The 22,540-nt window shown below is 66.9% G+C and carries 18 protein-coding genes; 11 read left to right on the forward strand and 7 right to left on the reverse strand.

All coding sequences use genetic code 11. The features are described 5' to 3' along the window. Positions 1–6 precede the first annotated feature (6 nt). Positions 7–303 (forward strand): hypothetical protein, encoded by a 297-nt coding sequence (locus tag GX414_02400; protein NLI45940.1) that lies wholly within the window; start codon positions 7–9, stop codon positions 301–303. Then, complete coding sequence (locus GX414_02405; GenBank protein NLI45941.1) at positions 300–437, forward strand: hypothetical protein; 138 nt, start codon at positions 300–302, stop codon at positions 435–437. Before GX414_02400 ends, GX414_02405 begins: the two co-directional genes overlap by 4 nt. Before the next feature lie 157 nt (positions 438–594). Here the strand turns inward: GX414_02405 and GX414_02410 are convergent, their stop codons facing one another. After that, entirely contained in the window at positions 595–825 is a 231-nt protein-coding gene (locus GX414_02410) for a M15 family metallopeptidase (protein NLI45942.1), read from the reverse strand. A 91-nt stretch (positions 826–916) separates the two neighbouring features. After that, positions 917–3,376 (reverse strand): protein kinase, encoded by a 2,460-nt coding sequence (locus GX414_02415; protein ID NLI45943.1) that lies wholly within the window; start codon positions 3,374–3,376, stop codon positions 917–919. Positions 3,377–3,554: 178 nt separating this feature from the next. On the opposite strand from GX414_02415, the gene GX414_02420 reads away from it, so the two are divergent. Then, positions 3,555–4,670 carry a serine/threonine-protein phosphatase gene (locus GX414_02420; GenBank protein ID NLI45944.1) on the forward strand — a complete coding sequence of 372 codons (1,116 nt, stop codon included), beginning with the start codon at positions 3,555–3,557 and terminating at the stop codon, positions 4,668–4,670. A 51-nt stretch (positions 4,671–4,721) separates the two neighbouring features. On the opposite strand, the gene GX414_02425 is transcribed toward GX414_02420, so the two are convergent. After that, positions 4,722–6,905 carry a TonB-dependent receptor gene (locus tag GX414_02425; protein NLI45945.1) on the reverse strand — a complete coding sequence of 728 codons (2,184 nt, stop codon included), beginning with the start codon at positions 6,903–6,905 and terminating at the stop codon, positions 4,722–4,724. 119 nt (positions 6,906–7,024) lie between these two features. Between GX414_02425 and GX414_02430 the strand changes: the two genes are divergently transcribed. The 6 genes from GX414_02430 to GX414_02455 all read left to right on the forward strand — a co-directional run bounded on the left by GX414_02430 (position 7,025) and on the right by GX414_02455 (position 14,449). Further along, positions 7,025–7,954: a DMT family transporter gene (locus GX414_02430; GenBank protein ID NLI45946.1), complete on the forward strand. Its 930-nt coding sequence runs from the start codon at positions 7,025–7,027 to the stop codon at positions 7,952–7,954. Between the two features lie 101 nt (positions 7,955–8,055). Continuing rightward, positions 8,056–8,910, forward strand: a complete 855-nt coding sequence (locus GX414_02435; protein ID NLI45947.1) for a fumarylacetoacetate hydrolase family protein — start codon at positions 8,056–8,058, stop codon at positions 8,908–8,910. A gap of 99 nt (positions 8,911–9,009) precedes the next feature. Next, positions 9,010–10,485, forward strand: a complete 1,476-nt coding sequence (gene pap, locus GX414_02440) for a polyphosphate:AMP phosphotransferase (protein NLI45948.1) — start codon at positions 9,010–9,012, stop codon at positions 10,483–10,485. A 56-nt stretch (positions 10,486–10,541) separates the two neighbouring features. After that, positions 10,542–12,566 carry a S9 family peptidase gene (locus GX414_02445; GenBank protein NLI45949.1) on the forward strand — a complete coding sequence of 675 codons (2,025 nt, stop codon included), beginning with the start codon at positions 10,542–10,544 and terminating at the stop codon, positions 12,564–12,566. Positions 12,567–12,637: 71 nt separating this feature from the next. Continuing rightward, the gene (locus GX414_02450) at positions 12,638–13,546 is read left to right on the forward strand and encodes a GGDEF domain-containing protein (protein NLI45950.1); all 909 of its coding nucleotides are present in this window, start codon (positions 12,638–12,640) and stop codon (positions 13,544–13,546) included. Between the two features lie 183 nt (positions 13,547–13,729). After that, positions 13,730–14,449, forward strand: a complete 720-nt coding sequence (locus GX414_02455; GenBank protein NLI45951.1) for a PAS domain S-box protein — start codon at positions 13,730–13,732, stop codon at positions 14,447–14,449. A 97-nt stretch (positions 14,450–14,546) separates the two neighbouring features. Here the strand turns inward: GX414_02455 and GX414_02460 are convergent, their stop codons facing one another. The 3 genes from GX414_02460 to GX414_02470 all read right to left on the reverse strand — a co-directional run bounded on the left by GX414_02460 (position 14,547) and on the right by GX414_02470 (position 18,144). Beyond that, a complete protein-coding gene (locus tag GX414_02460) occupies positions 14,547–15,803 on the reverse strand; it encodes an ATP-binding protein (GenBank protein NLI45952.1) in 1,257 nt (418 codons plus the stop codon). A 129-nt stretch (positions 15,804–15,932) separates the two neighbouring features. Next, positions 15,933–17,405 (reverse strand): peptidase M64, encoded by a 1,473-nt coding sequence (locus GX414_02465; GenBank protein ID NLI45953.1) that lies wholly within the window; start codon positions 17,403–17,405, stop codon positions 15,933–15,935. Positions 17,406–17,505: 100 nt separating this feature from the next. Next, a complete protein-coding gene (locus GX414_02470) occupies positions 17,506–18,144 on the reverse strand; it encodes a dual specificity protein phosphatase family protein (GenBank protein ID NLI45954.1) in 639 nt (212 codons plus the stop codon). A 152-nt stretch (positions 18,145–18,296) separates the two neighbouring features. Between GX414_02470 and GX414_02475 the strand changes: the two genes are divergently transcribed. Further along, entirely contained in the window at positions 18,297–19,601 is a 1,305-nt protein-coding gene (locus tag GX414_02475; protein ID NLI45955.1) for an amidohydrolase, read from the forward strand. Between the two features lie 421 nt (positions 19,602–20,022). Here GX414_02475 and GX414_02480 read toward each other — a convergent pair whose 3' ends face one another. Then, on the reverse strand, positions 20,023–20,553 hold the full coding sequence (locus GX414_02480; protein NLI45956.1) for a hypothetical protein: 531 nt from the start codon (positions 20,551–20,553) through the stop codon (positions 20,023–20,025). A 744-nt stretch (positions 20,554–21,297) separates the two neighbouring features. Between GX414_02480 and GX414_02485 the strand changes: the two genes are divergently transcribed. After that, the gene (locus tag GX414_02485; GenBank protein ID NLI45957.1) at positions 21,298–22,452 is read left to right on the forward strand and encodes a hypothetical protein; all 1,155 of its coding nucleotides are present in this window, start codon (positions 21,298–21,300) and stop codon (positions 22,450–22,452) included. Positions 22,453–22,540: the final 88 nt, after the last annotated feature.

The raw sequence follows: 22,540 nt of genomic DNA on the forward strand, positions 1-22,540 counted from the left end.
TACGCCATGGCTTTCATCCGCAGACACTGGGATCCCAAAGCGGCGGACGAGTGGACCCGTGAGGACTGGATCGCCATCGTCCTGTCGCCGCTCGCCTACGCGGCGTTGATGGTGGGCACGGCGCTCAGCGTGATGCTGATGCCGCTGGGCTACATCATCCTCGCCGCCGGGGTGGTGCTGACGGTGGGGGTGTACTGGATCATCAACCCCAAGCTGTCCACCATATCGGACGCATACGAAAAAAAGCAGCAGGCCTACATCGAGGAGCTCGAGCGGAAGGTCAAGTGGGAGGACGTGCCATGAACGAAGGGTTGAAGATGCTCATGGGGATGTCGCTGGCGTATGTCACCTCGTTCGCCGGTTTGATCCTGGCCTGGTATGCGTATCGCAAGCGCAACCGCGGCGGCTCCGGCGACACGAAGGAGGGCGACCGATGACTGATTTCTGGTTCGGCATCGTGGTGCCCGGGGCGGTGCTCACGTTTTCGTTCCTGATCACGTGGCTGCTATACCGCCATTTTGCTCGTCAAACCGGCAACCGCGAGTAGTAGCCACCGAACACGCGCTATCGCCGGGTTGGCGAGCCGGCGCTCCGTCAAGGCTGAACGGGCGGACCGGCCGGCGCGATCCGGTTGAACGGGATGTTGGCGATGGCATAACGCCGCCAGTCGCGGTAGTCGAAATGCCACCATTCGTAGGGGTAGACTTCGAAGCCCTCGGCGGCCATGGCCTGCCGGAGCACTTCGCGCATCTGCCGCGGCGGCGCCGGACTGCCCCGATAATCGACATGGGCTCGCGGGGTCATCTCGTCATTGCCGCTGGGCATGGCCACCGCGTCGCCCGAGGCCGGCCGGATCAGGGTCACGTCCGCGCCTTCTGGGATAAGCGGTCGGCGGTGTTCACCGGACAATGAACCATCAGTTGAGGGCGGTTGCCGGGGGAAGGACGATCTGGTACTGGTCCAGTACTGGCTGGATCAGCGCCCGTTCCCGGAGACGGCGCGACCTCTGGTTGACCAAACCCTGTTTTCGGAGCGTCTGGTATTCCGGCGTCCGGCGGACGTTGGCCAACAGGGGATTCCGGTCAAAATAGCTCCAGTCGGTGAAGCCGATATCGACGGTCTGCTGCATGAACTTCATGGCTTCATCGGTCTGGCCGCTCATCGAAAAACACTCGGCCATGACCAGCGACAAGTCGTAATCGAGTTTGGCGACACGACGAAAACGCTCGCTCGGGTCGAACGGGGCGCAGTCCCCCTGGAGGCACGCGACCTGATGGCGGATGGCCCGACTCGGCAGCAACTCCGGCATGTTCTTGACGAGACGGTCCGCCGTACCGATGTCGCCCGACATCATGGCCAGGCGGATGTAATCCAACCGCACAAAGTAGTACTGGGGCGAGTCCCGCAGCAGCTTTTCGAGCATCTTCCGCGCTTCGGTCGTCCGTCCCGTTTGGGTAAGATTCCGGACCAGACTGAGCCGAATGAAATCGTGGTCGGGATACAGGCTCAGTGCGTACTGGATCAGGGCGGATGCCGCTTCGTGGTCGCCGTTGAGGCGGAAGATGGTCGCCGCCTGGTTGAACTGCATCAGCTCCAGCCGGTCGGCCCGGAACTGTTCCACCAGCGTCTGCATCGCCTCTTCCATCCGGCCCTGCTGGATATCCAGCAGGACACTCAACCGGAGCAGGGGGCCGTAATCCGGCTGAAGCGACCGGCCTTTCTCCAGGTAATAGCGACTATACGACAGGCTGTCGGGTTCCAGCGAATTCCAGGTGTTGACCGCCTGGAAGTGCAGTTCCGCCAGGCCGGCATACAAGGTCACCGACGGCTCGATCTGCAGGCCCCGCTCCAAAAATGCCTTGGCTTCTTCAAACGCACCCGCTTCGCCGTGGCTCATGTCCTGAATCTTGCCGATGCCCTTGAGGTAGAGTTCATATGCCGTCGGGTTGATCTCCATCTCCGGATTCGCCGGGGGCAGATCCAGCCAGGTCATGTTCTGGCGGTACACCTGTCGCACCATGGTTTGGAGGTTCCCGGCCGACAGCGGGATGCGGTCCGTCCACAGCCGGCTCCCCGCCGTGCTCATCAGCCGATACTCCAATTCGATCGTGCCGGCGCGCGTCAGCAGCCGTCCCGACTGGATGAAATCCGCCCCACGAGCTCGGCTGGCCTTCAGCACCTCCTCCGGCCGGACCGGGCCTTGCGCCAGATCTCCGATGGGCACCACGCTCACAGCGCCGCTCACCGGATAGAGCCGGCTCAATTCGGCCGCCAGTCCCTGGGTGACGAAGTTGAATTCGGATTGTCCCGTTTCATTGACGAACGGCATGATAGCGACCGCGACCGGCCGGGGCGATCCGGACCAGAAGACCCACCAACAGGCAGTTGCCGCCGCCGCTGCCACCGCCGCCACGGCCGCCCATTTCCATCGGGCGCGCGTCGGGACCGCTGGTCGGATGTCCGTCCCGGCTGTGGGGACCTCCGCCCCGAGGTCGGCCAGCAGCGCCTCAACGCGCTGCTGCCGGTCTGCCGGCGACTTGGCCATGGCTTTGGCGACGGCGGCATCGAGCCATGCCGGCACATCCGGCACCCGCTGGCGCAGCGAGGGCGGCGGCTCGTGCATCACCTGGAACAGCACGGTCACCAGGTTGGGATCGGTGAAGGGCCGCTGGCCGGCGATCATCTCGTAGGCCATGCAGCCGAGGGCGTAGATATCGGTTCGGCCGTCGACGGACTCGCCGCGGATCATTTCGGGCGCCATGTAGGCAGGCGTGCCGATGAGTGAGTCGCTGTGGGTCAGCGTCGCCTTGTCCATGACCCGGGCGGTGCCGAAATCGCCCAGTTTCACCGTGCCGTCCTGGGCCAGAAACACGTTGGCCGGTTTAAGATCCCGATGAATGACGCCGCCGGCGTGGGCGAAGGCCAGCGCCGATCCGATCTGGCCGATGATCCGGACCGCAGTGGGAACATCCAGCGGTCCCCGCCGCTGCATCAGGTCGCGCAGCGTCTCGCCCTCGACGTACTCCATGATGATGGCCAGGCGGCCGTCTTGCTCCACGACGTCATGCACCGTGACGATGTGGCGGTGCTGAAGCCGCGCCGCGGCCTGGGCCTCGCGTAGGAAACGCTGCTTCGCTTCGTCGCCTTTGCCGTCGCCGAGTACGTCCTTGCGCAGCACTTTAACGCATACCGCCCGCTCCAGCCGGCGGTCCCATGCGTAAAAAACCTCACCGAAGCTGCCGCTGCCCAGCCGGCGGCGGACCTCGTAGCGCGGCGGGATGCCGTCGGGCTGGCGGATCAGTCCGGGATCACCCGGGTCGGGCGCCGGAGGCACTGGATGGGTGTCGGCAAGCGGATCGGTTTGGTTCCCGTTCATGGTCCCAAGTCCTTTCAGGACGTGGGCGTATTCTAACACAGGGACCGAACGATGTGGCGGGGATCCGGCTGGCTGGTGTCTGTCCGCCGGACGGACCCCGGCTTGCCTGTCCGGAAAGGGTAAGGTACAATCGAGAACAGACCACGGCTTGAACCGCCACCCGACACAGAAGCGGCCCATGGGCGAACCGAATTCCTCGAACGTTCCGCCCGGCACCCCGAAGGCCGGCTGGAAACTGACACTGGAAGACCTATTCCAGAATGATCTGGTCCGCACGTTTCGTCGGGATTTTTACGACCTGTACGCCTTCTATCTGGACCGGGAGCGACGGGAGAAACTGGCGGCGATGGGCTGGCTGCGGCGCGGCATCTGGCTGTCGGCCTGGCTCCTCAAGAGCATGTTCCTGAAGCTGACCCCGGCGCGGCAACTCCTGTTCATTCTGTCCGTGTTTTTTTTCTTCACCCCCCAGATCTCCTGGGATCAGGGCAACTTCCACTTCAACGTGGAAGCGCGTCTGCTCGGCTTTTTTATCATCCTGCTCGTGCTGATGCTGGAGCTCAAGGACAAGCTGCTGGCCAAGGACGAGCTGGCGGTGGGCCGCGCCGTTCAGATGGCACTGCTGCCCGATCGCGCGCCGGAGATTCCGGGCTGGGATGTCTGGCTCTACACCCGCCCGGCCAACGACGTGGGCGGAGACCTCGTGGACTATCTCGACGTGGGCGGCGGGCGGACCGGACTGGCGCTCGGCGACGTGGCCGGCAAGGGGCTGGGGGCGGCGCTGCTCATGTCCAAGCTGCAGGCCACCCTGCGGGCGTTGGCGCCGGGTGCCCGCGATCTGGCCTGTTTGGGCGGCCAGGTGAACCGCATCTTCTGCCGCGACGGCCTGCCCAACCGCTTCGCCACGCTGTTGTACCTGGAGCTGACCTCCGGTGGCGGATCGGTCCGTCTGCTGAATGCCGGGCACCTGCCGCCGCTTGCTGTCCGCGCGACCGGCGTGGATACTCTGGCGCCCGTCGCCGCGCCCCTGGGCGTGCTCATCGACGAGACGTTCACCGAACAGACCATCGATCTGGCCTCGGGTGACCTGCTCTTGGTCTATTCCGACGGACTGACCGAAGCACACAATATCCACAACGAGCTCTACGATGACGCTCGGTTGCTGAGGCTGGCTCCCGAACTCCACGGGTTGTCGGCCGAGGCGGCCGGCCGGCGTCTACTGGCCGACGTCGACCGCTTCGCCGGCGAAGCCCGTGCCCGAGATGACCTGTCGCTGATCCTCATCCGCCGGAGGTGAGCCGGCGACACCACTGGCCGACCAGCCGCCGGTGGATGATATCCGGTCAATTTAAAACGTCGCCCGAAGTCCCACCTGGAGGGAGATACCCGGCGCCAGCGCGGCTTTTTCATCGGCCGAACCGGGGTAGCAAACGTCGAACAGATTGCGCACCAGCACATCCAGCTCCAGGCGGTCCCCCAGCCGGCAGCCGGCCCCGGCGTCGCAGACACCGTAGCCCGGCACCACCCCCTCCGTGGGCCCGGGCCGTTCGTCGCGGGCATAGGCCGCCGCGCGCACCAGCCACCACCAAGCCCTGCCCGGAGTCCGACGCAGCATCACGAACACGCCCGGCGGCGGCACGTCGTCGGTGGGTTCCCCGGTGTCGTCGGCCTCCCCCCGCAGATAGTGCGCGCCTGTCTCCAGGAGCAGACCGTCGGTGACCGCCACCTGGGCTTCGACCTCCGCGCCCCGAATGGTCGCTTCGCCCCGGTTGCGGAAAAAGTAGTCGCTGCCGTTCTTGTACCGCTCGATTAGGTCGTGGATCCGGTACCAGTACCCGTACGCCGCCAGCCGCAGCGGACCGGACGTCCAGACTGCGCTTCCGTCGAACTGGAGGCTGGTCTCGGGCTCGAGGTCCGGGTTGCCGGTGACGAAGCCGCGCCCCGTCACCCCGCGGTAGTACCGGTCGGAGAGTGTCGCATCCCGAAACCCGCGGGCCGCCTGCAGGGTGATCGCCAGATCCGACCGGACATTCACACCGCCTGCCAGAAAGCCGGATACGGCCCCGCGGACGCTGTCGCAGTCGCCGAAATAGCCGCCGCGGTTCCGACTGCTCACCCGGTCGGCCCGGATCCCGCCGCCCCACGACCATCGGCCCGCTCGGCCGTCCAGGGCGGCGAACGCCGCCAGGTCGTCGCGCCGGGCATCCGCCACCGACACCTCGGTTGTGATCGTTGACGGGACGCCGCTCGGACCGTAGGCGAAGGTGGTGTTGACCGCTCGCAGGCCGTACCTGCCGGCGGCGGCGGCGCCCAGGACCAGCCGGGTCGACTCGCCCCAGCTCCGCTCCGCTTCGAGCCGGGCTTCATAGTCGCGGGCATCCGTGTCCGACCGGCTCAACTGCCCCGACGCAGCGGCAGTGGGATAGCGGTCCCGGTCCAGCACCAGCCGGTACGCGTCCCACGCGAAGCTGGCCCCGATCCGGGACCAGGCCCCCGGGCCCGGCCGTTCGAATGCCGCACTGAAGCGGTGCGAGTCCTCGACCGGGTAGACGGTGCCGGTCGTCTGAGAATCCGTCGCCGGCTTGCCCACGTCCCGAGCCAGGTCGCTCCGCCAGCCCAGCCGAAGCACGCCCCCGCCGAGCAGACTTTGGTAGCCGATACGCGCGCCGCCCAGCGTGGCGCTCGAATCGGCGACCGTCCCCGCCGGGCTGCGGTAGTCGGCAGACCGGCGCCAGTGCGCCCCCGCCGTGACCGAGCCGCCCGCCAGCGGCGCGTTGCCTTCGGCGCTCCCGCCGCCGCCGGCGACGCCGGCGGCGCCGAACACGAACAGCCGGCCGCCCGCGGGCTCACCCGGCGACGCCAGGCGGGTTCGCGCCCGGATGATCCCCCCGAACGCGTCGGACCCGTACGCCACCGATCCGGGGCCCCGGATCACCTCGATTTCTCCCACCGTCTCGGGATCCAGGAAAGGGGCCGACGGGCCGGCGCGCCGTTCGGCTGTCACCCGTCCGTCGTCCACGAGGAGCAGCGTCCGACCCTTGGATAGCCCGCGCAGGGCGGGCACCGCCGACTGCCCCTCCCCGGTGACGCCGGCGCCCGGGATGCTCTCCAACACATCCGGCACCCGTACCGGCGCCCGTTGCTCCAAATCGCCCCGCCCGATCACCGCCGCGGCGGCCGCCGGGGGCAGCTCCAGGTCGGGCACGATGCCCGCCACCACGGTGACGGTGTCGCTGGCCGCCGACTCCAGTCGGATCTCCAGCGGACCGTCCGCCGGAACCGCCCGCACCGTCACGGGACGGAGCGCCACACCGTCGGGGCGCATCACCACAAGTTCGAAGGGAAACGCCGGCGTCGGCTCCAGCCGGAAGCGACCGTCGGCATCGGCCAGCGCCGTCCCGGTCTGGCCCACCACGACCACCCGGGCGCCGCCGAGCGGCTGTCCATCCGGGCCCAGTAACCGGCCGTCGAGCGCCAGCGGCCATACGCCCAGCACCATCCACACCAGAACCGTCTGTAGATGTCTTCCCATGATAAGCAGATTGTAGCCGCAGGCGCGCCGGATCGCAACCGCACCGTGCCGGATCTTGACAAACCCGCCCGGCGGACCAATCATGGCGCCATGACGGGCACCCTTCCCACGAGGAGCCGATGACCGACCACCGCCGTCCCACGCTGGAACTCATGGCCGGTGCGCTCATCCTGAGTTTCGCGCCCATCTGCGTGAAGCTGGTACACACCGGCCCGACGGTGACCGCCTTCTACCGCATGTTGTTCGGCGGCGTCATGCTCCTGGCCGCTGCAGCCGCGGCGCGGCAGCGCATCTGGCACGGGCCCGCGCCGGCGCTGCTGGCGGTCGCCGCCGGCCTGGCGTTCGCTGTGGACCTGGCCGTATGGCATCGGAGCATCCGCCTCGTGGGACCCGGCCTGGCCACACTGCTCGGCAACTTCCAGGTGTTCCTCGTCGCCGCCTACGGCATGCTGGTCCTGAAGGAGCGCCTGGGGCCGCGCCACCGCGCGGCCATCGCCATGGGTCTAGGCGGCATCGGTCTCATCGTGGGACCGCGCTGGCAGACCCTCGGCCCCGACTACCGCTGGGGCGTCATCCTGGGACTGATCACCGCGGGTTGCTACGCCGCCTACCTGGTGATCCTGCGCGCGGCCCAGGCGCACCCCCGGGCGCTGACGCCGCTGGCCAGCCTGAGCGTGGTGTCCCTGTCGTCGGCGGCATTTTGCGGCGCCGGCGGCTGGCTGCAGGGCGAGCACTTCACGATCGCCGACGGAACCACGTGGTCCGGCCTGCTGGTCTATGCGCTGCTGGGCCAGGTGCTGGCCTGGGTGGTCATCGCGCGCGCGCTGCCCAAGGTGACCGCGACGCTCGCCGGCCTGATCCTGCTGTTGCAGCCTCTCCTGTCGTTTTTGTGGGACGTCCTCTTCTTCAGCCGCCTCACCGGTCCGCTGGAGTGGCTGGGCCTGGGCGTGGCACTCGCCGGGATCTATCTTGGCGCGGCACCGCAGCGCCTGTCCGGCGACGACCAGTCGCCGGCCCCGCCCGAGGCGGCCGCCGGTCGATCCGCCTGACGGTCCGGCCCCAGTCCGTCGTCACGTATCGCAACCGCGGGATTTACCCACACTGGCGGTTCTGGTACCATGTTCCCGTTCCATCCCCCCTGGAGGCGACCATGCGACTCGTCTCTTACGCCGCTTCCCACGGCCCGGCCGTCGGTGTGGTCCGCGGCGACGCCGTGATCCCCGTGCCCGGCACGGACATGCTCGCCCTGATTGCGGCGGGTCCGTCCGGCCTGGCCCGCGCCCGTCAAGCCGACGGCCCGCCGCTGCCGCTGGCCGGGCTGATGCTGCTGGCGCCCATCCCGGCGCCGCGGCGCAACATCTTCTGCGTGGGCCTCAACTACCTCGAGCACGCCCGCGAAGGGGCGCGGGCCCGCGGCCGCGAGTTGCGGCTGCCGGAGCGCCCCCAGTTCTTCACCAAGGCGACCACGGCGGTCAACGGGCCGTACGGCGACATTCCCCTCGACCCACGGGTCACCGCGCAGCTGGACTGGGAAGTGGAGCTGGCGGTGGTGATCGGCCGGAGGGGCAAAAACATCCCGAAGGCCGCCGCCATGGACCATGTCTTCGGCTACACGGTGCTCAACGATATCTCCGCCCGGGACGTCCAGTCGGGCCACGGCGGGCAATTCTTCAAGGGCAAGAGCCTGGACGGCGCCTGCCCCATGGGACCCTGGATCGTCACCGCCGATGAGCTGACCGATCCGCATCGCCTCCGCCTCACCAGCCGGGTCAACGGCGCCGTCAAGCAGGATGCCTCCACCGTCGAGTTCATCTTCGATATCCCCACCCTGATCGAGTGGCTGTCGCTGGGCCTGACGCTGCTGCCGGGCGACGTGATCGCCACCGGTACGCCCAGTGGCGTGGGCTTCGCCCGCACCCCACCCGAGTTCCTCCAGCCGGGTGACGTGGTGGAATGCGCCGTTGAGGGGATCGGCGGCATCCGCAACCGGATCGTGTCCGCCTGACTTCGGACCGGATCGCCCGCAGGCGTCTGGCCATCCGGAGCCGCGGGAAGCTGGCGCGTCACACCGCCATACGCCGGAAGATTCTCCCGGAGGGGTGCCATGTTTGAAACCGCCGAAGTGATTCAGAAGATCGGCAAGGCCGCGTACGAGGAACAGGTGCCGGCGCTCCGGGCGGCGCTGCTCGCGGCGCAGCGGGAGCTGGCCGCGTCGAACCTGGGCGTGATCGTGCTGGTGGGCGGCGTCGAGGGCGCCGGCAAGACGAGCACCGTGAATCTGCTGCACGAATGGCTGGATGCGCGCGGCATCGAGACCCACGCCATGGGCGAGCCCTCCGACGAGGAGCGGATGCGGCCGCCCATGTGGCGGTTCTGGCGGGTGCTGCCGCCCCGCGGCCGGATGGCCATCTTTCTCGGGTCCTGGTACACCCAGCCCGTCATCGAGCGCGTCTTCGGCCGGATGGGCGGCGCCAGTTTCCAGGCGCGGCTGGACCGCATGGTCGCCTTCGAAGAGCTGCTGGGGCGGGAGGGCTACCTGGTGGTCAAGTTCTGGCTGCATCTGTCGCGCAAGGCGCAGAAGCGGCGTCTTGAGGCGCTGGAGCGCGATCCGCTCCAGAAGTGGCGGGTCCGGCCCATCGACTGGAAGTACTTCAAGCGATACGACCGCTTCCGCGAAGTGTCCGAAGTCGCCATCCGGCGGACGAGCACCGGCGCCGCGCCGTGGCACATCATCGCCGCCGCCGACGAGAACTTCCGCAACCTGTCCGTGGCCAAGGTTCTGCTGCAGGCCTTGACCGACGGTCTGGCCGCCGCCGGCCACGCCGCCCCGAAGCCGCAACCCGATCGGCCGAAGCCCCCGGCGGCCAGCATCATCCGGGCGCTGGATCTGTCCCGCCACGCCGACGGCAAGGGGTACGACGAACGGCTGCTGCGCTGCCAGGGCCAGTTCAACCGGCTCACCCGCCGGCTCCACGAGGAAGGTCGCCAGCTCATCCTGGTGTTTGAAGGCCCGGATGCCGCCGGCAAGGGCGGCACCATCCGGCGCCTCACCCAAGCCATGGACGCCCGCAACTACCAGGTGATCAGCATCGCCGCGCCCACCGACGAGGAGCGCGCCCGTCCCTACCTGTGGCGCTTCTGGCGCCACCTGCCGCGACAGGGGCGGGTGACGATCTACGACCGCTCCTGGTACGGCCGGGTGCTGGTGGAGCGCCTCGAAGGTTTCTGCTCCCGCGCCGACTGGCAGCGGGCCTACGGCGAAATCAACGCCTTCGAAGAGGAACTCACGGACTTCGGTATCATCGTCGTCAAATTCTGGCTGGCCATCAGCCCCGAAGAGCAGCTGCGGCGCTTCGAGGACCGCCAGGTCACCCCCTACAAGCAGTACAAGATCACCGAGGAGGACTGGCGCAACCGGGCCAAGTGGAACGCCTACGAGGCGGCCGCGGTGGACATGATCGAGCGGACCAGCACCACCCGCGCACCGTGGGTGCTGGTCGAAGCCGAAGACAAGCGCTGTGCCCGGCTCAAGGTTCTCAAAGCCGCGATCCGGCATATCCGGCGCGAGCTGGACCGCTGAGCCGGCCGAACCGGCCCGGTCGACGTTTTGTTGCCGACATGTATCGGGAGGACACCATGCGCACGTGGATTCGATGGCCCGTTTTCCTGACTGTCCTGGCCGCCGCCGGCTGGCTGCCGGCCGAGCGACGGAGCGTTCAGCCCGAAGACCTGTACCGCGTTCTCGAGGTGACCGATCCGCAAGTGTCGCCCGACGGCCGCCACGTGGCCGTCACCGTCACCCGCGTGACGCTGGCCGAGAACACCGCCGACAGCGACATCTGGCTTGTGCCCATCGACGGCGGCGAGCCGCGCCGGCTGACCACCGGGCCGAAGGCGGATCACTCCCCCCGCTGGTCTCCCGACGGCCGGGTCATCGCCTTCGTCTCGGACCGGGACGGCGTCGCGGACCTCTGGCTCATTGCCGCCGACGGCGGCGAGGCCCGCCGGTTGACCCATTCCAAGGCCGACATCCGGTCGCCGCTCTGGCTTCCCGACGGCCGCGGGCTGGTGTGCACGGTGCGCAAAGTGCCGGAGGGGCAGGCGGGGACGGAGAATCCTTTCGGGGCGGAACTGCCCCAGTGCACCGCCCGCACCATCGACCGGCTGCTGTACCGGCAGTGGGACACCTGGCTCGGCGATGCCCGCAGCCACGTCTTCCATGTGGAGCTGGCCGGCGGCACGATGCGCGACCTCACCCCCGGCGACTTCGACACACCGCCCGTCTCCCTGGCCAGCCGGCACGACTTCGATCTCTCCCCCGAGGGCGCCGAGCTGTGTTTTGTCCGCGTCACCGCGCCGGAGCCGGCGCTGAGCACAAACCTCGACCTGTACCGCGTTTCCCTGGCCGGCGGCGATCCGGAACGCCTCACACCGAACCCGGCTCTGGACAAACAGCCGCGCTACTCGCCGGACGGACGCCACCTGGCGTACGTCGCCATGGCCCAGCCCGGCTATGAGTCGGACACCGAACGCCTCGTCGTCATGGACCGTCGGAGCGGCGAGCGCCGCGTCCTCACCGCCGCCCTGGACCGCTCCGTCGTCGAATTCGCCTGGCACCCCGACAGCAGCCGCCTGTTCTTCACCACGCGGGACGAGGGTCGCACCGGCATCTGTACCGTCGACCTTGCCACCGGCCGGGTGGAGCGGCTGGCCCATGCGGGCACCGTCACCGCACTGCGGGTGACCCCCGACGGCCGTCGTCTGGTGTTCGTCCGCTCCCACGCGCACCAGCCCGGCGAGTTGTACACGATGCCCGCCGCCGGCGGAGAGGCCCGACCGCTGACCGCCTTCAACCGCGAACTGCTCCAGGAGGTGGAACTCTCCGCGCTGGAAGATTTCTGGTTCACCGGCGCCGACGGAGCGCGGGTGCACGGCTTCCTGCTCCGGCCGCCCCGGTTCGATCCCGACCGGAAATACCCGGTGGTGATGGTCATTCACGGCGGTCCCCAGGGCATGTGGGCCGACGAATTCCTCATGGACTGGTTCACCCACTCGCTCATCACCGCGCCCGGCTATGTCGGGGTGTTCATCAATCCCCGCGGCAGCGAGGGGTACGGCGCCCGGTTCCGCGAGGAGGTCAGCCGCGACTACGGCGGCCGCTGTTACCAGGATCTGATGGCCGGCCTGGACCATGTGCTCGCCAGCTACCCGTTCGTCGACACCGGCCGCCAGGCCGCCGTCGGCGGCTCGTTCGGCGGCTACTCGGTGAACTGGATCATGGGGCACACCACCCGCTTCAAGTGCCTGGTGAGCCACGCCGGCCTCTACAACCTGGCCGCCTTCTACGGCGCCACCGAAGAGCTGTGGTACCCCGCCTGGGACATGGGCGAGACGCCGTGGACCATGCCCGAGCTGTACGAGCGGTGGTCCCCCCACATGCGGGCGGCGGCGTTCGCCACCCCCACCCTGGTGACCCACGGCGAGATCGATTTCCGCGTCCCCGTGACCGAGGGGCTGTCGCTGTTCACCACCCTCCGGGTCAAGGGCGTGCCGGCCCGGTTGCTCTACTTCCCCGACGAGGGACACGTCATCGAGAAACCCCAGAACAACGTCTGCTGGTGGAAGGAGATCCATCGCTGGCTGGGGGATTACCTGAAATGATCTGCGCCGGTTTCCGGAAGGTTGTCTGCGCCAACCCCTCAGAAATCGTTTGATACGGTGGAGAATCGGCCATGAGAATCGGAATGCATCATCTGGCCCGGCTTCCCCGGTGGCTCAACCTGGGCATCACGCTGGCCCTCGTCGGGATCATCGGCTATACCGACTACATCACCGGCGTCGAGCTCTCGTTTTCGGTATTCTTTCTGGTGCCCATTTCCCTGATCACCCTGCAAGACCGGGGCAGCGGATATGTTATTGCCCTGCTCAGCGCGGCGGTCTGGCTGGTCAACGACCTGATCTCCGGAACGGTATACACCCATCCGCTGATCCCATACTGGAACGCCACGGTCCGGCTGATCTATTTCCTGCTCCATGCCACCCTGCTCTCGATCCTGACCACCATGCTGCGGCATGAACGCAGCCTCGCTCGTCAAGACCCGTTGACCACGGCGGCCAACTGGCGTCACTTCGAGGAAACGGCCGAGTTGGAGCTGCAGCGGGCCCGTCAGTCCGGCCAACCCATCACCCTGGCCTATCTCGATCTCGACAACTTCAAGCAGGTCAATGACACGCTGGGTCACGCGGTGGGCGATGAACTGCTGCAGAACGTCGTCCGCACCCTGCGGCGAGCCACGCGCCAGCAGGATGTGATCGCCCGACTGGGCGGCGACGAGTTTGCGCTGTTGCTCCCCGGCATCGGCAGCGACGGGATCCAGCCCGTCCTCCAGCGGGTCTGCCGGTCGCTCCATGGAATGTTTGCTGCCTTGAAAACCGTTGCCGTAACCGCCAGCATCGGCGCGGTCACCTTCACCCGGATTCCCCCGACGCTGGAAGAGATGGTTCAAGAGGCTGACAACCTGATGTACACAGTTAAAAGTAGCGGCAAGAACCAATGTCGCCATTCGGTCTGGCCCGATCCGGCGGCCAGGGCTTCGGCGATCCCGCCGGATGGCGCTGCGGCCGATCATCCAAAACTGTGACTTGGCTCACAAACTGCGTCCGGCTTTCTCCATATTGTGAGCCCTACAGCGGCATTTGTTAGATAGGCCGATTCAGGGGGTCCCACGGATGCCACCCTTCGCGCCCGCGCAGCCGGATGGGAATGTCACCAACCGGACCGGTTCCGGTCATGCAGACGGTGATCGGAACTGTGGGGTACGGCCATGAATCGCGCGACGGTGACGAAGAGCCAGCTCCAACAGGAACTCCGCCGGCTGAACGCGCAGCTTGCGGCGGCGGAAGCAGACCGGGACGAACTGACCCGGCAACGGGCCCAACTGCTCGGACTGCTGGAGCACTTGCCGTTCGGCATCGCCCTCATCGACACCGAAGAACGGGTCCTGTACCTCAACGACACCTGCATCGATATCCTGGGCTACGCCGCGAGCGACCTGCCCACGCTCGGCGAGTCGTACCGCAAGTTCTACCCGGATCCGGCCTACCGCCAGCAGGTCTACGATGCTTGGGTCCGGGAATTCCGGCGAGACCAAGGGGCTTCGGGCCGGATCTTCCTGACCCGTTGTAAAAACGGCAGCATGAAGGATATCGAGTGGCACACCCAGAAGCTGGCCCACGGGCAGACGGTCCTGCTCTTCACCGACGTCACCGTCCGTGAGCGCATCACGGCCGAACGGGAACAGCTGATCCACAAGGTGCGCAGCGTCAACCAGCAGGTCCGGGCCCTGCGCGGTCTGTTGCCCATCTGCGCCTCGTGCAAGAAGATCCGGGACGACTCCGGATACTGGCATCAGGTGGAAAGCTATCTCCAGAGCCATGCCTGCGTGGAGTTCAGCCACGGCATCTGCCCCGACTGCATGGAGCGGCTTTACCCGGAGTTCCCCGGCGAGGCGATGTCCGGCCATATTCAGCCGCCATCCGATTGATCACGTCGCATCGTGGGAGGACGTTCCTGAGCGTAGGTGCTGACGGGCATCCCGCCGGGGCATCACCCGGACCGGCTCACCGTCGTGATGGTACCCATCAGTCCAGCAGGCCGCGGGCGGAGAAATCAAACGCCCGCGCTTCGGCCTGCCAGGCGGCCAGGTCCGGGTGGTCCGTGCCGCGCACCAGGCGCAAGGAGCCGTCCGGCGCACGGACACAGGCGATCACCGCCGCCGCATCCACTGCCGCCAGCACCACCGGCGACTGGCTGGTCAGAATCACCTGCCCCAGCGGGCTTTCGGCCAGCACCCGCACGGCCGCCGCCTCGGCGCGGGGCGCCAGGTTGCAGACCGCGCCGTCCAGCAGGATCACGGTGGGCCCGTCGCTCTCCTGCGCCATCAACGTGAGGGCCAGCAGGCGGAGCACGCCGCTGCCCAGCTGCCAGGCGGTCATGACCTGACCGTCGGCGAAGCGCACGGTCAGGTGGCAGTGCCGGTCGGAAAGCTGTTCCTCGACCCCGACGTCGGCAATCTCGGGACAGATGCCGCGCAGCAGATTCAGCCAGTTCTGAAACCGCTGCGGATGCCGGCGGCGCAGGTCGTCCACGGCCCAGGGCAGGTTGGCGCCGTCCGGTCTCAGTTTGACACCCAGGCCGGGCGGGCTCGAGCGGGCCAGGGCGGCATTGTCCAGAATCACCCGCACCAGGCCCCGGGCGAGGAGGTCCCGCAACCACGTGGCCACGGGGAACCGGGCCGGGTCGTCGGGCATGTGGCCCAACACCGAGCGGCGGGGGCCCAACTTGAAGGAGGGCGTCCAGAACTTGCCCTCGGGCCGGTCCACCTCGGCGTAGAAGTTGTCGTTGCCGTGGGGGACCTTGGCCATGACGGTGCGGTTGGAGCGCAGGCGGCTGGAGCGTAAAATGGTTTCCGGCTCCGTCACGGGCACGGGGAACAGGTCGCGTTGGCCGGTGTCCGGCTCCGTTTCCTCGAGGAGCACCTTCTCCTCGATGATGGCTGGGCCGCGCCCCGCGTCGTCGGCGCCCACCGCCACTTCGTAGCGCACCACGGGGTAGTCGGGAAAGGAGGTCTGGCCCCGCAGCTCGGGGGGGATCTCCGCCTCCACGGCCAGTTCGAATCGGCTGGCTTGCCGGTCGCGGACCAGGTCGTTCAGATCGCCGGCCCGCCGCAGGACGGCCGCTTCAAGGTCTTCCGCGACCAGGTCGTGGATGAAGCGGATGGCGTCGATGCAGGCGCTTTTGCCGCTCCCTGCAGGACCGGACAGCAGCTGAAACCGGCTCAGCGGCAGGCTCAGATGCCGGAAACACCGAAAATTCAGGGCCTCCAGGCGGGTGATCATCGCGCCCCCTCCGCACCAAATGGATTCACACGGTGACTGTCCGCTAGCATACCAGCAGCGGCGGCGCCGAGCAAGCCTGGAGCGCTCGGGCGACGCCCGTCGCGCGGCCGGTCCGCTCCTCCGGCGGCGTCACTCGCGGTAGTGTTCCATCACCCGCAGCACAGCCCGCTCGCAGACCTTGCAGAACGGCTTGTCGCCCTTGGAGAACATCAGGCAGTCGAGCATGGGCCGGTAGAGGCCCTGGCTGGAGTAGCCGGCACCCTCGAACGCGCCCACCTTTCCCGCGAAGGCGCTGGCGGCCAGGAACGCGTCCAATTTGTCGGAGTGTTCTTTGGACTGGCGCTCCGCTTCGGCCTTGAGGCGGGCCACCTCGTCGGCCGGCGCGCCGTCGCGCATGGCCTGGGCGATCCGGGCGTCCAGCTCGCCGCGCGTCTTCTGCCCGGCGGCGGCCAGCGCGTCATATTCGGCCTTCTCCCATGGCGTGGGGACGGCGGTGCCCGGCGTGACGCAGTCAACCCACTTCAGGCGCGCCGGATCCAGCAGGGCGGTGATGTTGGGCTCGGTGGGCTCCACGCCGGCGGGGTAGAAATCGTTGTAGGCCACCGCCGACGTGTAGTACTCGTCGGCCAACCCGGCGAAGGAGTGTCCGAACTCGTGGAGGAGCAGGTAGGCGTGCCACTGGTTGTCGCTGGTGAAGGTGCAGAAGAAGTTGTAAATCCCGCCGCCGCCGTAGCGCGTCTGGTTCACCATGATCAGGATGGCGTCGTAGGGGACGTGGGCGGCGGTGTCGCGCACCGCCCGGTTCTCCTCGGTGAGCATGTAGCGGTCCAGCCCCAGCGAGTCGAATGAGGCGCCCAGCGCGTTGCGGCGCCACACGCCGCGGCTCGGCTCGTCGCAGCCCGAGTCGGCCGAGGGGCGGAGCACGCCGCGGAAGTTGAACCAGTCGCGGCGCGACTTGTACGGCTCGAGGGTGAAGAACACGTCGACAAAGCGGCGCAGGTCGGCGCGGAACTTGTCCGCCTCGGCGGCGGTGTAGCCGTCGCCCAGCACCACGATGTCCACGGAGCTGTGGGGATCGCCGCCGGTGTGCGCCTCGACGACGATCGCATCGGCGGCCAACGGCGTCCGGTCGACGGTGACCGCGGTCGGGTCGATCGCGGCGGCGAACAGCGGCCGCAGCGTCCGGTCCCTCCCCCGCACCTCGAGGGTGAAGCGGACCTTCTGCCGGGGACAGGGGAACAGGGCGGTCTCGTGGAAGGTCCGGCGCACGCCCTCGCCGGCCGGGCCGGTGGTCTTGTACTCGCCGAAGTAGCTGTCGAATCCCTTGGAGTAGATCAGGAGTCCCGACGCCGCGTCATACACCTTCACGTAGTAGTTCCCGGTGTTGAAGGGATCGATGAGGTGCTTGCGGCTGCCGGCCCAGATCCCCTGCCGGTAGACCTTGTCCAGGGTGACGAGTTCCTCTGTGGCATGGCCCACGTGGTAGTAGTCCACCCGCAGGGTCTCGTCGACGAAATAGGTGTCGAAATCCGGCGCCTCGCCGGCGGCCGGGATCACGCCGGCCAGCGCGGCGACAGCGGCGATGAGGATCAGTGCGCGCATGGTGTCTCCTTACGGTCGGGCGGCGGGCCCGGCCCGGGTTGTGATCGTTTCACAGACGCCTTACGGTCGAACGGACACACCAGCCACCGGGACCAGCGCTTCACCGCTCGGCCGCCGCGGCCGCCGGCGCCAGCCCGGCGAGCTCCCGCAGCCGGACCAGGTCCGCGGTGCGGACGTATCCGGCCAGCATTGGCTCGTAGATGCCGTGGAAATGGAACCCGCCGCGGACCATCTCGTCGATGGCCGCCTCGCGCGGCCAGTCCTGGACCACCACCCGGTACATGGCCACCATCAGCCCGGTGCGGTCGGCGCCGTGCTGGCAGTGGACGAACACCGGCTGCGCCGCCGGGTCGGCGACCACCCGCAGGAAGCGGGCCACGTCGTCATCGCCGATGGAGGTGGCGGTGACGGGGATCGCCACGTAGCGGAGCCCGGCGCCCTCGAGCAGCCGGTCGTCCGAGTGGCTGGAGCGCAAGTTCACCACGGTGCGCACCCCCAGTGCCCGTAACTGCGCCATCCCCGCGGCGGTGGGCTGGGCGCCGCGGTACAGCTCCGGCGACACGCGGTGCAGGTTGGGCAGGCCCGGCCGGGCCAGCGGCTGCGCCCACGCGTGGCCGGCCGCGGCGTCCGCCGTTGCGTTCGACGGCACCGGCGCTCCGGCGACGGCCAGCCCCACGGCCACCGCCGCCGCGAGCATCACGGCGCCGGTAGCAGCCCATTGCCATACCCGTCGCAGCATGCCTCGCTCCTTTTGTCGGACTCGGACGCCGGACCACCGGACCCGGCCCGTCCAGTGTAACGGCTCCGGACCCCGATTTCAACATCCCCGGCGCCCGCCGCCGGGGTATAATCCGGTCCGAAGACGAAACATTCACGGTCGAGGAGCGCCTCATGAAACGACTGGGAGCGGGGATCGGGCTGGTGCTGGCCTTGGCGGCGGCCGCGTCCGCCGCGGCGCCGGACGGGCTGGCGGCGGCGGTGGAGCGGGAGTTGCCCGCGCTGGCGGCGCTCTGCCGGGAGCTCCACGCAGCGCCCGAGCTGTCGCGGCAGGAGGTGAACACCTCCGCCCGGATCGCCCGGGAGCTGGCCGCCGCGGGCGCCGCCGTGACCGCCGGCGTGGGCGGCCACGGCGTGGTGGGCGTGCTGCGCAACGGCCCGGGTCCCGTGGTGATGCTCCGCACCGATCTGGACGCCCTGCCCGTCCGGGAAGAGACCGGGCTGCCGTGGGCCAGCACCGCCACCGGCCGCGACGCCGAGGGGCGCACCGTGCCGGTGATGCACGCCTGCGGCCACGACGTGCACATGGCGGTGTTCGTGGGCGCCGCGCGGGCGCTGGCGGCGCTCAAAGACCAGTGGTCCGGCACGCTGCTCCTGGTGGCCCAGCCTGCCGAGGAGGTGGGCACGGGCGCCCGGGGCATGATCGAGGACGGCCTGTTCACGCGGTTTCCCCGGCCGGATTTCGCCGTGGCCCAGCACGTCACTCCCGACCTGGACGCAGGCGTCGTGGGCATCGCCGAAGGGTTCGCCTTCGCCAACGTGGACACCGCGGACATCACCGTCCGCGGCGTGGGCGGCCACGGCGCCACCCCCCACCTGACCGTGGACCCCGTGGTGATCGCCGCGCAGCTCGTGCTGGCCCTCCAGACCATCGACAGCCGGGAGGTGGATCCCCTCGAGGGCGTGGTGGTGACGGTGGGGGCCATCCACGGTGGCAGCGCGCCCAACATCATCCCCGACGCGGTGCGGCTGCAGCTCACCATCCGCTCGTACGACGCGGCGGTGCGGGAGCGGATCCTGGCCTCCGTCCACCGGATCAGCCGCCACGTGGCGCTCGCCGCCGGGGTACCCGAGGACCGGCTGCCGGAGGTGACGCTGCGCGACGAGTTCACGCCGGCGGTCTACAACGACCCGGAGCTGTGCCTCCGCGCGACGGACGCTTTCCGCGCGGCGCTCGGCGCCGACCGCGTGGTCAGCCGGCGGGCCGAGATGATCGGCGAGGACTTCGGCGCCTACCGGCTGCAACACCCGCCCATTCCCAGCCTCATGTTCCGCGTGGGCACCAGCGATCCGTACCGCGCCCCCGGCGCGGCGCCGGCGCCGCTCCACTCCGGGCGCTTCGCCGCCGCCGTGGAGCCCAGCATCCGCACCGGCGCCACCGCCATGACCGCCCTGGTTCTGGAGCTGCTGCACCGCTGAGCGCCGCCGATCGCCACCAGGCTTCACTCCCTGAGTTTGGAGTGCGCTGGCTCGACTGCACTATGGTTTCCCGTTTGGAGTGCGCAGACACGTCTGCGCTTTGGTTTTCCGCGGAGCGGGCGCCGAGACACTCCGGTTTGCGACGGCTCGCACTCCACGATCTTGCCCTGCGCGTCCCGCGCCCATCCAGAGCGGCGTCGTGCCGCCGCACTCCAGACCGTCGTGCCGGACCATTGGTTTGAAGTGTACAGACACGTCGGCGCTGTGGTTTCCCGTTTGGAGTGCGCAGACGTGTCTGCGCTTTGGTTTCCCGCGGAGCGGGCGCTGGGACCCTCCATTTTGCAACGTCTCGCGCCCCAAGTGCTTGCCCCCCGCGCTCCGCGCCCATCCAGAGCGGCGTCGTGCCGCCGCACTCCATAAATCAATACTCATCATAAATCGACAGCCGATCGATCTTCATCCGGCTCACGATTTTGTAGAACGCCCGATTGGCCCTTCGTTCGAACCATGCCGCCGAGCACCAGGGATACTCCGTCGCCCGGGTCACCAGGCCGTGATGGACCGGGTTTTCGTGCACGTAGCGCAGACGCGCAAAGTAGGACTCCTGATACGTGATCAGCGTTTCGAAATATTGATACCAGACCCGGCGGCCCGGACAACCGTCCGCCGCGTTGATCGCCTTGGCCGTTTGCATATGAAAGCGCGACAGAAAGCTCTTGAGATTAGCGGGGTCTTTCGGGGACATCGCCACGAAATGATAGTGATTGATGAGGATCGACCAGGCCTGCAGGAGCCATCCGTAATGCTCGGCCAGTTCGAACAAACAGTCTTGAACCAAGTCCAGCTTGCGGGGTTCGTCCATTCTGTGCGCCTTGAGATAGGTTCCGCCAGTGACGATGTAGGTGCCTTTCTCAATCAGACGGTGCATCGGCGCATGGGGCCAATCAGCCATGGTCTGCCTCCTGTGGTCGAGTGGGGGGTACACTCATACAAACGGATGAGCGGCTGATCGTCCGAATATTTTCTGGGTATATTTTGCTTTGGCCTACCCACATGCATCTCAGTGTTGGTTTGGAGTGCGCAGACATGTCTGCGTGCTGGTTTCCCGTTTGGAGTGCGCAGACACGTCTGCGCTTTGGTTTCCCGTTTGGAGTGCGCAGACATGTCTGCGCTTTGGATTCCCGCGGAGCGGGCGCCGGGATCTTCGAGATTGCGACAGCTCGCACTCCATGATCTTGCCCTGCGCGTCCCGCGCCCATCCAGAGCGGCGTCTTGCCGCCGCACTCCAGACCGTCGTGCCGGACCATTGGTTTGAAGTGTACAGACACGTCGGCGCTGTGGTTTCCCGTTTGGAGTGCGCAGACATGTCTGCGCTTTGGTTTCCCGCGGAGCGGGCGCTGGGACCCTCCATTTTGCAACGTCTCGCGCCCCAAGTGCTTGCCCCGCGCGCTCCGCGCCCATCCAGAGCGGTGTCTTGCCGCCGCACTCCTGACCTCATGCCGCTGCACCCCGGACCGTCGTACCGCCGATGTCCCAACCGCGTCGACGGACAAATCGCCCGGACCGGATCCCTCCGAACAACCGACTCATTCCCGGCCAAACCAGTTTTCCTGATCTGCGCAATGTTCGATTTGCTATACTAATAAGGGATTTTGGCCCTCAGGACTTTAGCCATACCCTTCAGGGCGGTGAGCAAATGACCCACACTCTATCTATACCCATCTCCAATCGGCGGATCCATGGGATTCGGGCTGTTTTACTCCTGTTGGCAATCACCTCGCTGACTGCCTATCTGTCGGCAGGCGGACATCCGGTGACCAAGTTGTCCACCAAATTCGACTCCATCGTCTCCACAGCCAAAGGCGATTACATCAGTGCTTCCATTGCAAACGGCGGACTGAACACATACTACTCGTATTGGATTGAAGTTCCGCAGGGACTGAACAGACTACGGATTTCTGTTTTTGATCCCGATACGGGTGGCACCCATGATATTCAGGGCGGTGTTGGTTGGAACACAACAACCACCTATAGTATTTATGACCCGGACGGCAATTATAAAGATGGATTGAACACCGAACAACCTTCATACGACAATAGTTGGTTCTCTGGGTGGGGTGATTTTACTGATCCAATGGCCGGTCATTGGGAATTGCGCGTGGACACGGCTGGATCAAATGGCGACGACTGCAATGCGTTTGGCGTGAAGGCGGAAGGCTGGACCTTGACCAGTACCGTGGCGCATTCATGGAATCTGGACACCGATCCCGGGTGGACCAAAGATCCGGATACACCAGAAAACGAATGGGCTTTCGGCACCCCGGTTGACGGGGGCAATGGAGATCCAAACAGCGGTCATACCGGTAACAACGTGTATGGCTATGACAACACCGCAGAAGGGCTCTATGCGACCAGCATGGGCGAGATGTGCCTGACAACAAGCGCAATCGATTGTTCTTCGCTGCAGAACACCCGTCTTCGATTCTGGCGCTGGTTGGGAGTCGAATACTGGGACAATGCCACGATAAAAGTGTCGAACGATGGTATCAATTTTACTGAGGTCTCCTTGTTTTACTATATTTTCGATACTTCTTGGACCCAAATCACGGTCGATATCTCCGCATACGCTGACAACCAACCAACAGTTTACATTCGCTGGGTCATGGGGCCTACGGACGTAGGTGAGATACCAGATCTCAACTCCTACGGCTGGAACATCGATGACATTGAAATAATACATGGAGGAGAAGAAACCTCGGTCGAACTCAACGTCTACGCCGACTCGTTTGTGAATTACGTGTGGAATAGCATCACATCGTGCACAACTTTTCTCATGACCGATGTTCACTAACATCGTGCACAACTCCCCCCGAGGGGGGAGTTGTTAAGGGTGGCCGAATAGCATCACATCGTGCACACATTCACGATCTGATGTATCC

It is taken from the genome of Acidobacteriota bacterium, assembly GCA_012517875.1.
Classification (GTDB): Bacteria; Acidobacteriota; JAAYUB01; order JAAYUB01; family JAAYUB01; genus JAAYUB01.

Bases quoted from the DNA above. Each gene is read 5' to 3' on its own strand.
- GX414_02400 (NLI45940.1), top strand. From the start codon at position 7: ATGGCTTTCATCCGCAGACACTGGGATCCCAAAGCGGCGGACGAGTGG.
- GX414_02405 (NLI45941.1), top strand. From the start codon at position 300: ATGAACGAAGGGTTGAAGATGCTCATGGGGATGTCGCTGGCGTATGTC.
- GX414_02410 (NLI45942.1), bottom strand. From the start codon at position 825: ATGCCCAGCGGCAATGACGAGATGACCCCGCGAGCCCATGTCGATTAT.
- GX414_02415 (NLI45943.1), bottom strand. From the start codon at position 3,376: ATGAACGGGAACCAAACCGATCCGCTTGCCGACACCCATCCAGTGCCT.
- GX414_02420 (NLI45944.1), top strand. From the start codon at position 3,555: ATGGGCGAACCGAATTCCTCGAACGTTCCGCCCGGCACCCCGAAGGCC.
- GX414_02425 (NLI45945.1), bottom strand. From the start codon at position 6,905: ATGGGAAGACATCTACAGACGGTTCTGGTGTGGATGGTGCTGGGCGTA.
- GX414_02430 (NLI45946.1), top strand. From the start codon at position 7,025: ATGACCGACCACCGCCGTCCCACGCTGGAACTCATGGCCGGTGCGCTC.
- GX414_02435 (NLI45947.1), top strand. From the start codon at position 8,056: ATGCGACTCGTCTCTTACGCCGCTTCCCACGGCCCGGCCGTCGGTGTG.
- pap (NLI45948.1), top strand. From the start codon at position 9,010: ATGTTTGAAACCGCCGAAGTGATTCAGAAGATCGGCAAGGCCGCGTAC.
- GX414_02445 (NLI45949.1), top strand. From the start codon at position 10,542: ATGCGCACGTGGATTCGATGGCCCGTTTTCCTGACTGTCCTGGCCGCC.
- GX414_02450 (NLI45950.1), top strand. From the start codon at position 12,638: ATGAGAATCGGAATGCATCATCTGGCCCGGCTTCCCCGGTGGCTCAAC.
- GX414_02455 (NLI45951.1), top strand. From the start codon at position 13,730: ATGAATCGCGCGACGGTGACGAAGAGCCAGCTCCAACAGGAACTCCGC.
- GX414_02460 (NLI45952.1), bottom strand. From the start codon at position 15,803: ATGATCACCCGCCTGGAGGCCCTGAATTTTCGGTGTTTCCGGCATCTG.
- GX414_02465 (NLI45953.1), bottom strand. From the start codon at position 17,405: ATGCGCGCACTGATCCTCATCGCCGCTGTCGCCGCGCTGGCCGGCGTG.
- GX414_02470 (NLI45954.1), bottom strand. From the start codon at position 18,144: ATGCTGCGACGGGTATGGCAATGGGCTGCTACCGGCGCCGTGATGCTC.
- GX414_02475 (NLI45955.1), top strand. From the start codon at position 18,297: ATGAAACGACTGGGAGCGGGGATCGGGCTGGTGCTGGCCTTGGCGGCG.
- GX414_02480 (NLI45956.1), bottom strand. From the start codon at position 20,553: ATGGCTGATTGGCCCCATGCGCCGATGCACCGTCTGATTGAGAAAGGC.
- GX414_02485 (NLI45957.1), top strand. From the start codon at position 21,298: ATGACCCACACTCTATCTATACCCATCTCCAATCGGCGGATCCATGGG.